Source organism: Mucilaginibacter xinganensis (assembly GCF_002257585.1).
GTDB lineage: Bacteria > Bacteroidota > Bacteroidia > Sphingobacteriales > Sphingobacteriaceae > Mucilaginibacter > Mucilaginibacter xinganensis.
This window is the reverse complement of record NZ_CP022743.1, coordinates 4,749,733-4,763,669: the sequence shown is the minus strand read 5'-3', so window position 1 is coordinate 4,763,669 and position 13,937 is coordinate 4,749,733. Positions and strand designations below refer to the sequence as shown.

10 protein-coding genes are annotated in these 13,937 nt (G+C 47.7%); 4 read left to right on the top strand and 6 right to left on the bottom strand.

All coding sequences use genetic code 11. From position 1 onward, the window contains the following. On the top strand, positions 1-402 hold the full coding sequence (locus MuYL_RS20775; RefSeq protein ID WP_094572380.1) for a DUF5655 domain-containing protein: 402 nt from the start codon (positions 1-3) through the stop codon (positions 400-402). A 99-nt stretch (positions 403-501) separates the two neighbouring features. Here MuYL_RS20775 and ahcY read toward each other — a convergent pair whose 3' ends face one another. The 3 genes from ahcY to MuYL_RS20760 form a co-directional block, all read right to left on the bottom strand. Then, positions 502-1,818: an adenosylhomocysteinase gene (ahcY, locus tag MuYL_RS20770; RefSeq protein WP_094572379.1), complete on the bottom strand. Its 1,317-nt coding sequence runs from the start codon at positions 1,816-1,818 to the stop codon at positions 502-504. Between the two features lie 137 nt (positions 1,819-1,955). Continuing rightward, complete coding sequence (locus MuYL_RS20765; protein ID WP_094572378.1) at positions 1,956-2,372, bottom strand: bactofilin family protein; 417 nt, start codon at positions 2,370-2,372, stop codon at positions 1,956-1,958. A gap of 16 nt (positions 2,373-2,388) precedes the next feature. Next, on the bottom strand, positions 2,389-3,255 hold the full coding sequence (locus MuYL_RS20760) for a M23 family metallopeptidase (protein ID WP_094572377.1): 867 nt from the start codon (positions 3,253-3,255) through the stop codon (positions 2,389-2,391). Between the two features lie 227 nt (positions 3,256-3,482). Between MuYL_RS20760 and MuYL_RS20755 the strand changes: the two genes are divergently transcribed. The 3 genes from MuYL_RS20755 (at position 3,483) to MuYL_RS20745 (ending at position 5,264) form a co-directional block, all read left to right on the top strand. After that, positions 3,483-3,893: a BrxA/BrxB family bacilliredoxin gene (locus tag MuYL_RS20755; RefSeq protein ID WP_094572376.1), complete on the top strand. Its 411-nt coding sequence runs from the start codon at positions 3,483-3,485 to the stop codon at positions 3,891-3,893. Positions 3,894-4,222: 329 nt separating this feature from the next. Further along, positions 4,223-4,762: a helix-turn-helix transcriptional regulator gene (locus tag MuYL_RS20750; RefSeq protein ID WP_094572375.1), complete on the top strand. Its 540-nt coding sequence runs from the start codon at positions 4,223-4,225 to the stop codon at positions 4,760-4,762. A gap of 1 nt (position 4,763) precedes the next feature. After that, a complete protein-coding gene (locus MuYL_RS20745) occupies positions 4,764-5,264 on the top strand; it encodes a hypothetical protein (RefSeq protein WP_094572374.1) in 501 nt (166 codons plus the stop codon). A 574-nt stretch (positions 5,265-5,838) separates the two neighbouring features. Here MuYL_RS20745 and MuYL_RS20740 read toward each other — a convergent pair. From MuYL_RS20740 to MuYL_RS20730, 3 genes are read right to left on the bottom strand one after another with little or no spacing between them, the layout of a single operon-like run. Then, on the bottom strand, positions 5,839-6,585 hold the full coding sequence (locus tag MuYL_RS20740) for a hypothetical protein (protein ID WP_094572373.1): 747 nt from the start codon (positions 6,583-6,585) through the stop codon (positions 5,839-5,841). Positions 6,586-6,591: 6 nt separating this feature from the next. Beyond that, positions 6,592-10,206 (bottom strand): DUF6443 domain-containing protein, encoded by a 3,615-nt coding sequence (locus MuYL_RS20735; RefSeq protein WP_094572372.1) that lies wholly within the window; start codon positions 10,204-10,206, stop codon positions 6,592-6,594. An 11-nt stretch (positions 10,207-10,217) separates the two neighbouring features. Further along, entirely contained in the window at positions 10,218-13,937 is a 3,720-nt protein-coding gene (locus MuYL_RS20730; RefSeq protein WP_157741017.1) for a DUF5977 domain-containing protein, read from the bottom strand.

Below are 13,937 nucleotides of genomic sequence, written 5' to 3'. Positions count from 1 at the left end.
ATGACCTTCATTTGCCCAAAATGCGACCGCGAGTTATTAAATGAACAGCAAACGCATTACTGTGCAAGAATCAGCCTGGACGATCTGTTTAAAAATAAACCCGACGAATTGCTGTTATTATTTGATAAACTTTTGGCCGAAGTAACAGACTGGCCTGATGTTTTAGCCGGTACTACACCCAACTGCATCACTTTTGTTCACAGGCAAACATTCTTTGTTATCAGGCCGATGCAGAAGCAACTCGACCTCAAATTCTATTCTGATAAAAAGCTGGTAGATCCGCCTGTTATCAAAAGCATAGCAACTGCAGGCAGATTTCAGAACCACATCAGGCTAAGCAATATAAACGAGTTAAGGCCGCAAATATTCAGCTGGATCAGGAACTCTTATCAATTGTTATAACCCGGTAAGGTTTCGTTCAGGTAGTTATCAACAAAAAAAGAGGGTGTGATCCTAAAATCACACCCTTTTTTTTTGTTGCTTAATATTATTCTCAGATTCTTAGTAACGGTAATATTCCGGTTTAAACGGACCATCAACAGTTACACCGATATACTCAGCCTGATCCTGGTCTAAAACTTCCAGTTCAACCCCTATTTTTGCAAGGTGTAAACGGGCAACTTTTTCGTCAAGGTGTTTTGGCAGGGTATAAACTTTATTTTCGTAAGCGGCGCCATTGTTCCAAAGCTCAAGCTGGGCAAGGGTTTGGTTAGTGAACGAGTTACTCATTACAAAGCTTGGATGGCCGGTTGCGCAACCTAAATTCACCAGGCGGCCTTCTGCTAATATAATCAGGTCCTTACCGTCAATAGTATATTTATCAACCTGTGGTTTAATCTCAATTTTGGTATCGCCATAAGCGCCGTTTAACCACGCCATGTCTATCTCGTTATCAAAGTGACCAATGTTACAAACGATAGCTTTATCCTTTAAAGCGCGGAAATGCTGTTCGCGAACAATGTTCATGTTACCTGTTGCAGTAACCACGATGTCGGCTTCAGTGATAGCAGTGCCAAGCTTTTTAACTTCGAAGCCTTCCATAGCTGCCTGTAATGCGCAGATAGGGTCAATTTCTGTTACTATAACACGTACACCGGCATTGCGCAATGAATCTGCAGATCCTTTACCTACGTCACCATAACCGCAAACAACAGCCACTTTACCAGCCATCATTACGTCAGTTGCACGACGGATAGCGTCAACCAATGATTCACGACAGCCGTATTTATTATCAAATTTTGATTTGGTAACAGAGTCGTTAACGTTAATTGCAGGCATTGGTAATGTACCAGCTTTCACGCGCTCATATAAACGGTGTACACCGGTAGTAGTTTCTTCAGACAGACCTTTGATGCCGCCAATCAGCTCCGGAAATTTATCTAAAACCATGTTGGTTAAATCGCCGCCATCATCCAGTATCATGTTCAATGGCTTGCGGTCTTCACCAAAAAATAAGGTTTGCTCAATACACCAGTCAAATTCTTCGGCATTCATGCCTTTCCAGGCATAAACAGAGACGCCTGCAGCAGCAATAGCAGCGGCAGCGTGATCCTGGGTTGAAAATATATTACATGATGACCAGGTAACTTCGGCACCTAATTCTATCAATGTTTCAATTAAAACTGCGGTTTGGATCGTCATGTGCAGGCAGCCTGCTATCCTTGCACCTTTTAATGCTTTTGACGGGCCATATTCTTTGCGTAAAGCCATTAGTCCCGGCATTTCTGCCTCGGCTAATTCAATTTCTTTGCGGCCCCATTGTGCCAGCGAAATATCCTTTACTTTGAATTTTACAAATTCGGTCTCTACTGATGACATAATTCTTTTATTTTTTTTTCAAAGGTAAGGCATCACCTCATTAAAATGAAATACGGGATGCTAACAAGAGGACACAATGGTGCGAAGTTGTCCTATGGCAAGTTGTACCAGCGTGTTTTTAAGATAAATCAGCAGGGTTATGCCTCAATAGCCTTTGCCTCATGCCTGGGTAGCTTGTTCGGCTGGGCAGCTTTGTTGTTTTGTGACATGGAAAGGCTGCCGTTATAAACAGCGCCGTTCTCTACGGTCAGGGTTTGGGTCTTTATCTCACCGTTAACTTTTCCGGTGGCTTTTATTTCGAGCGAATTGGTTTGGATATTGCCGTTTACAACACCGTAAACAACCATTTCCTTGGTTATAACATTACCTCTTATCTCTCCTTTTTCACCTAAAATAAGGCCCTCATCAACCACCACGTCGCCGGTAATTTGTCCATCAATCCTTGTAAAGGCAGGCGCCTTCAGGTTGCCGTCAAAAATGCTGCCTTCACTTATCAATGTTGATATGGACTGCAAATCCAATGAAACTTTTTCTTTTTTTGAAAATAATGCCATGGTTTTGTTTAGGTTACTAATTATTAAGTGTCAGAAATTTTATAGGGTTAATTGCCTTGCCATTTTTGCGTACTTCATAATGCAAATGGTTCCCTGTTGAATGACCGGTTGAGCCTACTTCGCCAATTTTTTGGCCTACGGTAACTTCCTGGCCAACTTTTACGGTAATACGGGATAAATGCCCGTACAAGGTTTCAAAATTATTGGCATGTTCTATACGTACACAGTTGCCGTACCCGCCATAACGGCCTGCAAATACCACTCTGCCGGTGGCAGTACATTTGGCTTCGTCGCCGCGGTTACCCTTAAAATCAATACCGGGATGAAACTCTGCACTGGCTGTATTAAAAGGATCGCTCCGGTAGCCAAAATAGGAAGTTAACGCACTAACCCGCGGGTAGCCCATAGGTGTAAAGGCTACCGTATGTACCAAACGGTTTAAATATTCATCATACAAGGAATACTTTTCTTCATCGGTAAGTTTGGCTGCTTCTGCGTTACCATTGCCACCAACAGCTTTAGTAGAAAAGCCTTTGAGTCCGCGTTTTTTAAGGTAATCATTAATGGTTTGAAGTTTACCTTCGATAGACTGGATATAGTTTTGGGCGTTGTTGGGCTTTTTAACTTCAACACCGGCCACAGGTACTTCACCTTTGAGCTTGATCAATTGCGCTACCAGGTTGTGTTTCTCTTCTTCCTGTTCCTGGTTTTTATGACTCAAATAAATTACAGAAAGGGTTAGGGTAGTAATAACGGCTAAAATACCAAGCAGATAATGCTTGATGCGGCTGATATGTTTTGTTTTGATCTGTAATGTTTGAGAGCCTTCTTTATTCTTGTTTACAATAATAACTGTACTTACGTCAGACGGTTTCAATTTCATCGTAATTGTTAATTAGGGATCGCAAGGTAGCTAATCGGGCTAAAAAAACAAAATCATGTTTTTGTTAATAATTGATTATCAATGACCTATTCTTTTTCCTGTATTTTACCCGTTTCCCCGCATGTTTGTGGCCCTTTAACGTCAGCAAATTGTTATTATTCTTCTTTTTGAATTTTAACTGGTAATGATTTGTTATTTTTGTTTTGAAATTTAGAAAACGAAAAAAAATGTATCCAGAATATTTAGTAGCCCCAATGCGGGAAGAGCTTACCAGGGTTGGCTTTGAGGAGTTGAAAGATGCAGATGCAGTGACTAAAGCTATTGAAAGCGAAGGGACTGTTTTTGTGATGGTTAATTCTGTTTGCGGTTGCGCAGCAGCAAATGCACGCCCTGCTGTACGCATGGCTGCAAAAAACGAAAAACACCCTGATAAAATGGTAACCGTTTTTGCAGGTATGGAAGCTGACGCTGTGAACAAAGCACGTGCTTATATGCTGCCTTATCCTCCATCATCACCGGCCATGGCTTTATTTAAAGATGGCAAGCTGGTTCACATTATTGAGCGTCATCAAATTGAAGGCCGCCCGGCACAAATGATTGCTGATAACCTGATTGGTGCATTTGAGCAATATTGCTAAAAGATTTTTATACCTATAAAATAAAAACCGGCTCGCAATTGTGAGCCGGTTTTTTTTTATTTAATAGTTATTGAACTTTGGTCATATTAACCGACTGTCAAGCGTCATTAACTGTATTAAAAATGACAATTCTGTTTTTCTTTTTTTTTAGCTGCGTTTTTTTACTTCATGGTCGATAGTCAGCGCCTGCTCTTACTGCTCACAGCCAGCTGCCCGCTCCCTTTATAGTTTATGGTTGATAGCCGAAACTTTTTTTAACTAATCTCTGGTCTCTAACCTTAGATCACTCCGATCTTAAACTTTTAACAGGGTTTACCAGGGCGGCTTTAATGGTCTGGAAACTTATGGTAACTAATGCGATCAGGATAATGAGCCCGCCTGACAGTGCGAACATCCACCACTGCATGGTGGTGAGAAGTATTCTCCCGTACCGCAAGGTTGTCCGAAAGCCGCCGCGCGTGCTATTTCCTAAATCGCTTGATACCCTCGGAGACCATGTGCGCACCGCAAGGCTGCAACGGGGACTCCTGCAAAGGGACGTGGCGAAGATAGTAAATGTGTCGGAGGATTCGGTAACGTATTGGGAGAATGGCAGGGCCATCCCGCAGATACAGCACTACCCGCTGATTATCGCGTTTCTGGGATACTATCCCTTCACTCACGAGACTGACAGCATTGCCGGAAAACTGAAGCAACTGCGCTTCTGTCTGGGATACTCCTATGAGCAGTGCGGTGAAGTCTTTGTGGTCAATGCCTCAACAATACGGGCCTGGGAACTGTGCCATAACCTTCCATCGAAAAGCAAGCAGTCACTTATTCAAGCCCGGTGGCGCAGCCTGCCCGATTTTCTCACAAAAAAAACCACTTAATATGAAAGCACAGAAAAAAACCGCGGTACCCTCGCCGATGTCATACAATGAGGCAGTCCGGCACGCCTATGACCAAATCTTAAAAAAAGCGACGCAGCTGCTCGCCGCCCTAGAACAGGAAGAGTTGCGGTACGTACTCGAAAGAACGCAGAACGGTTCGGAGCCTCCCATCATTCTTCATGAACTGGTAAGCCCCATAGTCTACCTCCGGCTTGAATGCGTTGAGGATTCGAAACTGGTGATCCACTTCGGTGCCGAACCGTCTTCGCCGTTTCCCGAGGTGCAGGCGGTTACTGCCGGATTCCTGCGCACGCTGTTCACCCTGACCGGGAAGGCCTATACCGGAGTCAACGTTGAGGACTGCGTGAAGACCGACTGGCTGATTAATGTCTGTTCGGAGATGTTCGAGTATCTCGAAGGGCGTACCAAGTACCACACGTTTCGGAGAATTCCATACAAAAAGCGCACCCCGCAGCGAAAGCGGGTGTTAGCGGTGGCGTAAAAAAGCAATACTGCTCGAAAAGAGCGGTATTTTTTTAAAGATAATACATTCTTTATCGAAAAGCGATCGCAGCTACTTATCATGAATAGCACCCTCTCATGAATCGTGGGCCCTATGACTAAACGGTGTCTTGAAGGACTGCTTACTCGCTCCAGAATGAGCTCTAATGAATATATCCGGTAGCGGGTGTCTAACAATCAAGCTGCCTCACCGAGGCGGCTTTTTAATTCCTTCTTGGTAAGACTGATTTAGAATTGGGTAGACTAACCTTAAATGGCATCCGTGAAGTTGCTGCTCTGTCTGACAAAGATAGAAAGCAGGTCTTTACGGTTGCGGATGCCTTGACAATGGATGCCCATTAAACAACAAAGCCTGGCACCCGCCAGGCTTCCTTAAATTATTACTTATCGTTTCCATAGTCACGAGTCCGCCAGGCTTTTGACGCACTGCATCTCGCGAGAATGAGGGGCGTACGGCCTAGTCAAAAACCAATACTTATTATCTATGGTACACCCCTAATTACTCACAATCCCTACAGCTTGTACAAACAGCATCGTCACACTACTCTATCTCTTTAAAGTGGAAAACAAATTTCTAAAGTCAAATACCTTATTTCATCTTTAATCCATTCAATTTCTCTATTAATAGGAGTATCCACAATTGAAATATCTCCATTTATGTTTATTTCTAAATTAATTTCCTTTAATTTATTAGATACCAAAAAAGTTGTATTACTGGTCCACTTTGCCGTCCAAATCAATTTTGAATAAAAGAAAAATGTTGGATATGTTTTAAATAAAATAACAGTCTTCGTTTCGGATGTTTTTAGAAATTTGAAATTTACATTAAGTAAAGCATAATCTAAAAAATGTTCGGCTATCACTTGGCCTACTATCGTTTTATTATTGTTTTTCTTTGGGCCGCCGCATAATATATTTTTTAGTTGGTAGTCAATTTTTTTAATATGTTTGTATGTATTGACTAATATTTCTAGGTCAAGTCGAAGCACTGCAAATAATGCCTTTAAGCATTCAAATGCCGCATCACACAAGTAATCCTTCTTTTGATCAGAGTTAACACTTTCAAAAAAAGCAAAATCGAATTCATTTCGGATAAGATAAAGTTCTTGTCCTGTTTTTTCTCCCATTATCTCTAAACAGCTTGGCTGGTTAATTAATTTAATAAGAATTTTTTTTGTATTCTTTAGTTTTAAAGGAGGAAGAAGAAACGTGTATAAATTTTCAATTAAGCTTGAATAATTATTTAATATGTAGTCATCGTTCTTTAGAACAATTTGTATTATTATTCTTTTCTCTTTCATATTTTACTATTTAGGGAGAGGATACCATTGTCGATTTGGTGACCGTCCTCTGTGTGTCCTTGCATAAGCCGTCACTAAAACGGATTCTAATGATAAAGCCTGCAACCTGTTACTTGTTCTGGCTATTCTTACCCAACTATAAAGTCGACCAGGCTCGGCATTATCAAGCCCTTTATTTAGTCTATTGACCTGATATGCTGGTCTGGGGTTACTTCCATTATCAGTATCTTGCCTTCCAGAAATGCCATATTTTTCGGTTATCATATCACCATGCATATCAAGACTGAAAATTACATAAACTATATGCGGGTCGCTATTGTCTTTGCGGTTCCCGTTTCTTACAACTGTAGTAGTTACCGCCAATAAATCAGCTACATCTTCTCCAAGCTTGGCAAAGAAAGCGAAATACTGTCCGAGAATTTCTTCACTTCCGGCAATCCCATCAGCCGCAACGTCTTCAGGGCCTCCTCCAGCAGCTATTGTGCCAAGAGCAAAACCATTGGTCCAGTTCCTCACCTTTGAAGATAAGGATATGCCCTTTGATTTTGAAGTATCAGCGGCGGCTTTTGCATCAGCTCTTACTTTATCCTTTCCTTCTTTTGATGTTTGCCCTGCAATTTGAAGCCCCAATGCATAGTTAGTCGCATCAGGAGTACCAACGTTATCATATGTAGCATTTCCCCAATTATCATAACTTACACTCATCCCGTCCGGGTCAGTAAATCTTATGGGGTTATCCTTTACGTAATTGTAAGTTGACCATCTCCTATATATTTCCGCCAATGGATCAACATTCGTCCACCTTCCAATTACAGGATCATAGAACCGCGCGCCATAATCGTACTGTCCGAGTTCCTCCTGTAACTCCTTTTTATTGTAAAGGTATTCATTTTTCGGACTAGTTACACTCCTGTCTATTTCCATCCCAAAAGGTAGGTAATCATTGTTTTGGTAAGGTACAACAGTTCCTGTTTTTGTGCCAAAGGTTACCCGGGTATTGCCAAGGTTGTCACCAAGATAATACTCATAGTTGTATCCTGCTCCATTTGGCACGGCCTTGCCTTCCTCGGTTTGGATAAAGCTAAGTGTGTCGGTTGCGGTTCCATCGTATTGGATGCCGCCAATATAGTCGGTATTGCCGGTTGCCGAGCTCACCCTGCGCAGCTTGTTGCCTGCTGCGTCATAGGTGTATGTAATGGTTTTGCCGCCTGTTATATTTTGCGGCAGGTTGAGCAAGTTGTACCCTATGCTAATCCCCTTGCTGTTATCTATTTTTACGTTCCCGTTGCCATCATAAGTATAAGCGTGGCTGCCGGTTGGGTAACCTATAGTTCCTGCATCTAATGAACGATCGTTTATACTTTGCGCCTGGTTAGTACTGCTGTAAGCATAAGCCATGCTATCAATCACCACGTTGTTGTACACCCTGCTCAACGTATTGATATTCCCCATTACATCATAGCTTATGCCGCGCTCGGCAAAGTGGTCGCTCGATGCGCCGGATGTAAGCCGGTTCAGCCTGTCGTAGGTATAGGTAAAGGTATTGGTATTTGGCAATGCGGCGGTTCCCCAAAGCTGGTAGGCTATGTTGCCGTTGTATTGCTTGTTGGTTCCGGTATTATATTGCAATTGCAACTGGAACAGGCTTGCGCTGCTGCTGCGCAGCCAGCCGCGCTCGTTATAGGTATAATTTATAGGCTGCAAAAAGTTAACACTGTCTATGCTATGCAGGTTTTTGGCTTTTACCTGGTTTATTTCATTATAATCAATTTTACTGAGCAGTGTTTTGGTAGTTGGGGCATTGCTGCCATTCCGGATCTGCTCCCAGGTTTTTAGCTTTCTTCCTACATGGTCGTACAGGTACGTATTGGTTATGGTAAGCAACGGTACGGTTGTGCTGGTAGTGTTCCAATGCTTCCTTGTTACCGTGGTTGGCTCATTACTAAAATCATAGGTTATATTAACAGCGTCAAAGTTACGGGCATCAACGGTACCGCCAAGGTAATGCTGTGCATAGCTTATTAAACTTCTTCCCCAGTAATCGTAATAATGGGTACTCCACAACAGGTCTGCAGGGGCATTCAATACCGCCGTCTTTGTTGCCACAAGCTGCCCCCTTGTGCCCTGGTCTGTACCTGTTGGCGCGATAAATTGCGATGGCATGCCCGGTGCATTGCTATAATTGTCATAATAATTAACCGTAAGCAGTGTGGTATCACGGGTTGGCCAAGCCACATTGGTATAGCCGGTGCCGGTGGTGAGGGCAGTTTCGTACAGATTGGTGGTTATCCCCGTAAGGGTGCCTTGCAGCGCAGTTCTGGTAACGTCAGCCCCGCCGTTCGTCCAAATACCGGTCATTACCGCCCTGCCCTGTGCATCATATTTGGTGTAGATCCATTGTTTGTTGAAGTGCTGTAAACTGTCCTGCGTGGCTACGGGCTGGTCCATGTTGTTATAAACGATGTATTCCCAGCCCTTGCCGGGTAGTTTCTTTTGGATCGGCCTGCCTAGCCCGTCATACAAATACTGGTAGCAGAAATTGTTCAGCGTGGCTGTGCTGATGGCAGAAGTGCTGTCCGGCTTGGCGCCCGGCGGCAATACAAATGCCAAACGTCCCATGTCATCGTACACATAATATGTGCTGAGCTGCTGCAGGGTCGTACCCACATAATTATAAAACCGCTTTAGCAAAACGCGGCCGTCAATGTCCTTGTATTCCTCAACCGTGCCGGCCCTGCCGCTTGTCCAGTTCTCGTCTTTTGCAATGGTTACAGTTAGCCGGCCCGTGGGGTAAGTGGCGTTATTGCCCACCCTGTTTAGCGTTTGCGCTCCGCTGGGTATGATGGAAGTCGTATAAAGCGCAACCTGCCTGCTGTTTCCAGAAGTATCCGGCGCAGCATATGCAACGTTATTGTTTGAGGTATAATCCATTTTTACCGTATGCCCGCCGCCGGTTATCCCGGTAAGCTGCCAGGGAACGCCAGTAGCTCCCTGCTCAACAGGCCGGTTCAGCGGCGAGTTGTCAAACTGGGTTCTCGCATGTGCGCTGTCAATTGCCGAAACGCCCGACCAGGACGGCGGCGCCGTGTAAAAGCCCTGCTGATCCGTACTTACCGCATTGGTCCGGTAGCTGCCGGACGCGCCTGTTAAGGCGGGATAGGGCAGGTATCTGTTTATCTCGCGGCCATACTGGTCGTAAGCCTGCGGCAGGATTATGTCCTGCAAGGCCGGGCTGGCCATTACCTGGACGTTTTGGACGGGCCGGCCTAGGCCATCAACGTATTGAATGCTTTGCATCAGCTGGCAAGTGCCTTGACCCGCTAGCTGGCTCTCATCCGTAAACCCAGAAATCCGCGGAATGCCGCTGATCACATAATTACCCGTAAGGGTTGGACTGGTGGTTAGTGGCGCACAATCTACCGCCTGGATCTTTGCGACAAACGGCGCAAGGCTCCTGAAGCCCGGGGCAAGGGTTACCCTTACATTGCTGCTGTAGGTACCCGTCGTGCCTGGAGATGACAGGGTAAGCGGGCCTATGGTTTGGGCGCTTATGCTTGTTATGTACAGCAGCAGTGCTGCTGTGGCAATGTAGCGGAAACTTGAGGGGGTTATTTTCTTCATTTCTGCTGATCTTAGTTTACGGTAAGTGAAAGGTCGCTGCTGCCGGTTGCCACGGTCACGCCGTTGAAGGTGGCATTGTGACCGCTCACCGGCGTGCGGGTTCCGAACGTAAACGTGCCGGTAAAGGTTCCGTCAAAGGCTGCGACGACGGTCGCATAGGTAGAGGGCGGCACGATGAATGCCTGCGGACTGGCCGAGGCGGTGAACAGGTAGGGGCTGCTAATGCCGCTGAAGGTTACCGAGCCGCTATGACCCGATGCATTGGTGATGGTGAGCTGTACGCCGGAAGTGCAGGCGCAAACGGTATTTGCTTGTGCCTGTCCGTTGGTGTTCAGGTCATAGGAGGCTTCGGCATCAGCATCGGCTTGAGTTGAAGCATAATACCTGTTTGCAGCAACCGAATAGGTGGTTGAGCCGGGCGTGGTGCCTGCCGGGCAGTTGTTGCGCGTAAATGTGGTTGCGTTTATTGCCGCATTGCCATGCGTTTGGTCATAGAAATGGTAGCCAAAGTTTTTTACAATGTTGCCGTTCCAGTCCTTAATATTCTTTAATCGCGAAAAGGCATCGTAATTGAAATGGCTGATGCTGCCCTTGGTGTCTGCCATTCCCGTTATGCCGTTGGGGTCATACGTGTAGGTCGACATCTGCGCATCGGAGGGGTAGATGCGCAGCTCGTCAATGCTTGAGCTGCCGCTTACTGCCACTCCACTCTGCCCTGCGGGCACGGCATACTCGTAATAGGTCCAGCCGCCGGTGGCGCGGAGCGCCTTTCCGGACAGGCTGCTCCCGGCTGTTACCGTTGGCGCTGTGCCGTTGGTCCATAGCGAAACCACGTAGCCCTTGGATCTTTCCATCAGCGGGGAGCTCACCTGGCCCTGGCCGAGGGGATAGACCATGCTTCCCGTCGGCGCAGTCGGATCGGTGACTGCTGTGCCTCCGTAGCTCCATCCGCCGTGCTGCTGTGCCTCGAAGCTTGTATAGGCTGCTTGGGTACTTGCCAGCACGCTGTCCGTCGCGTTTTTCACCTGAGCAACCGGAAATTGGTACTCGTAGTCCCACAACACCGTCACTGGGGTCGCGTTGCGCGCCGTGTATTGGCCTATGTTGTTCTGCTTGTCGTACTGGTCGAGGCTGACCATCTGGACGTAGCGGGAATCCTTCGTGAAAAAGCCGCCGCTGATGGTGACCGTCGAGGGCGCGAAGTCAGTTACCGGACTTGGGATGTTCAATATGCTGACCCTGTCGGGCACTATGGTGTTGGAGATGGATCCGAACTTGAACTGATTCAGCTGTGCCGACGTTGTTGCAGCTGCTGCCGCGCCAATTTTGTATGTCTCGTTCCTTTCGATTACGTCTGCCCAGATGCGGCGGCCTGTCATTGCGTCAATAACAGCGTTGCCCGCGAAATAGTTAAAGGAATACTTGTTATTGGTAGTGCGGGTATTGCCCCTGCTGTCCACGCGCGTGATGGCGGCGACCTGCTGGTGAGTGGTATCTGCCGCATAGTCGTAGGTTGTCGCGGTGCTCACGTACTTGCTCGGGTCAGAGAGGTCGTAAATGAAGCTTTTGGTCCCGATGAGGTAGTTGTCCTGCGTCTTGATCGCGTAGCTGCCGCCGGTGAGCGTATTGTAGTCGTCCGGAGATACCTCTCCGTAGTAGGCCCTGGTAAGGGCCCCGTCGTTATACCAGGTTTGCCCAATCGCCACGCCTACCCCGTCGTACGTTGTGAGCGGGAACGCGGCGTACGAGTTCGTGTCCCTTCTTGCGATCTGGTATGTGCCGTCCGCCTTGCGCAAATAGTCGGACTTCTGTATCAGCTGCCCGCGCGCAAACGAGAAGTCGTAGATGATCGGGATGCCGGATGCCGACGCAGACTGGGGATAGTCGGAGAGGAAGTTGTAATTGTAGACCGACTTGCCGCTGTTCGCGGCAGGGGTGCCGCTGTACTCCGTTACCGCGGTGTAGGCGACAGGGTTTCCCTCTGATGGCGTCAGGCTGTAGCCAGGATCTGACGTGTAGGTCCTCACCCGCTTGGTCTTGCAGACGCCGAAGTAGTTCAGGGGCCCCGTTACGCTCACCCAGTAGCGGTAGTTTTGCAGGTGGCTGAAAAAGCCATACCCTAGCTGCCCACCGCTCCCGTCGCTTGTGACGAAGTTCGCCTTTGCGACGTCGTACTGGTACGTCTTGACCGTGGGGGTAGCGTTGACGTTGTCATAGCTCGCGACGGACCTTACCCGCAGCCCGCCTGTCAGCTGCAATGCGCCGCTGTCGTCATAATACCGGTTAGTTTGGTAGGTGAAGACCGTATGCCCGCCTGTCGGGTAATAAATGGTATCGAGCACGCCAGCCTGCATGTAGTTAGAGTCGGGCAGGCGCGTGTTGAAGCTGTCCGCCCCTATGTACAGGGAGTCCCTGATGCCGTTGGACTCCGTATAGACCTTGGTTCTTGGGATCAGCGTCTTGTTCGGAATCGAGCCGTCCATCTTCCCGTTGTAGTAGCCCCAGAAATCCTTCGAGAACGAGCCGGAGCTTGCCACGGGCTGCGCGTTGTACCTGAAGGCATAGCGGTTCACCACGCTGCCCGCCTTGTCGAGGAACTGTATCGAATCCAGCCGAAGCTTTCCCTCTATGCCGCCGACTCCGGCAAAATAGCTCTTGAAGAACTTGACGCTCTTCTGTAGCTCGTACGCCTTTAAGGCGAAGTTGTACGTATAGACGTTGACGGTGGCTAGGCTGTAAACGGTGCCTTGCATGTCAAGCCGTCTGTCCGCGGATAGCACGAACTCGACCTTGCCGTTCCTGAAGTCGATTCGCTGTATTTCTTGCTCCGTGACGCTGCTTGACACACTGCTCGGCACCTTTTGGGGAACGGTGTTGGCGTACCGTATCGGGCATCCGAACTCTCCCGGGGTGAACGTGCCGCTGTTGGCCTCGGAATCTTCGACTATCACCGTCTCTCCTGTCTGGTCGGGATTGGTAATGCCTTGGGCCTGATACGAGAAGTTTACGACGTCCCTGCCGTTTTGCGAATGGATGTTCTCGAGCATCCAGGCCGTCGGGGCCGTCGTGTTGCCGCTGCCGCTGACGAAGTACGTTTTCGTCGTCTCGACGTAGGTCTTGCCCAGCGAGTAGGTGTTCCCGTGCTCGTCCGTTATGTCGAATCCTCCCCTGCCTACTATCGACACCGGGGCCATGGGTATGAGTATTGGCTTGTAGTTGTTCCATCCGTTGAAAAAGAACTTTCCGCCATGTCCAGGAAGGCTATAGGAGTAGATGTCGGGGCGGATATCGAGATTGTGATCGCTTAGGATTCTGTAGACGGAATCGAGGCCCGCATGGGTCTTGGTATTGAGCGAAGAGATGCCCTGGTACCCGAAATATCCCCTGGAATCGTCCAGCCCCATGACGGACCGCGTTACGCTTCCGCCCGCGCTTACCGACCAGCCCGCGCCTGCCCAGCTCGCAGCGTCATCGACCCTCAGTCCCGAGGCGTGGTAGGAGAGGGTTATCGGCACCTTGATGCCTCCTGCCTCGATGGTATAGAGGGGTATGCTGATGTCAGGCAGTCCGCTGAACATGCTTACGGGGTAGTCGCCGTACCGCTCAAAGGCCGCGGAATTCGGGGACTTGGGAAATAACGTCGGCACATAGTTCAGGCTGGGATTTTGCCCGCTGGCTTCTATCGAGATCAGGCTTAAAGCAGCGCAAGCGATAATAAGTATGTTTCTCAT

Excerpts from the sequence above, each read along its gene's own strand:
- MuYL_RS20775 (WP_094572380.1), top strand. The coding sequence starts at position 1 with ATGACCTTCATTTGCCCAAAATGCGACCGCGAGTTATTAAATGAACAG.
- ahcY (WP_094572379.1), bottom strand. The coding sequence starts at position 1,818 with ATGTCATCAGTAGAGACCGAATTTGTAAAATTCAAAGTAAAGGATATT.
- MuYL_RS20765 (WP_094572378.1), bottom strand. The coding sequence starts at position 2,372 with ATGGCATTATTTTCAAAAAAAGAAAAAGTTTCATTGGATTTGCAGTCC.
- MuYL_RS20760 (WP_094572377.1), bottom strand. The coding sequence starts at position 3,255 with ATGAAATTGAAACCGTCTGACGTAAGTACAGTTATTATTGTAAACAAG.
- MuYL_RS20755 (WP_094572376.1), top strand. The coding sequence starts at position 3,483 with ATGTATCCAGAATATTTAGTAGCCCCAATGCGGGAAGAGCTTACCAGG.
- MuYL_RS20750 (WP_094572375.1), top strand. The coding sequence starts at position 4,223 with ATGGTCTGGAAACTTATGGTAACTAATGCGATCAGGATAATGAGCCCG.
- MuYL_RS20745 (WP_094572374.1), top strand. The coding sequence starts at position 4,764 with ATGAAAGCACAGAAAAAAACCGCGGTACCCTCGCCGATGTCATACAAT.
- MuYL_RS20740 (WP_094572373.1), bottom strand. The coding sequence starts at position 6,585 with ATGAAAGAGAAAAGAATAATAATACAAATTGTTCTAAAGAACGATGAC.
- MuYL_RS20735 (WP_094572372.1), bottom strand. The coding sequence starts at position 10,206 with ATGAAGAAAATAACCCCCTCAAGTTTCCGCTACATTGCCACAGCAGCA.
- MuYL_RS20730 (WP_157741017.1), bottom strand. The coding sequence starts at position 13,937 with ATGAGAAACATACTTATTATCGCTTGCGCTGCTTTAAGCCTGATCTCG.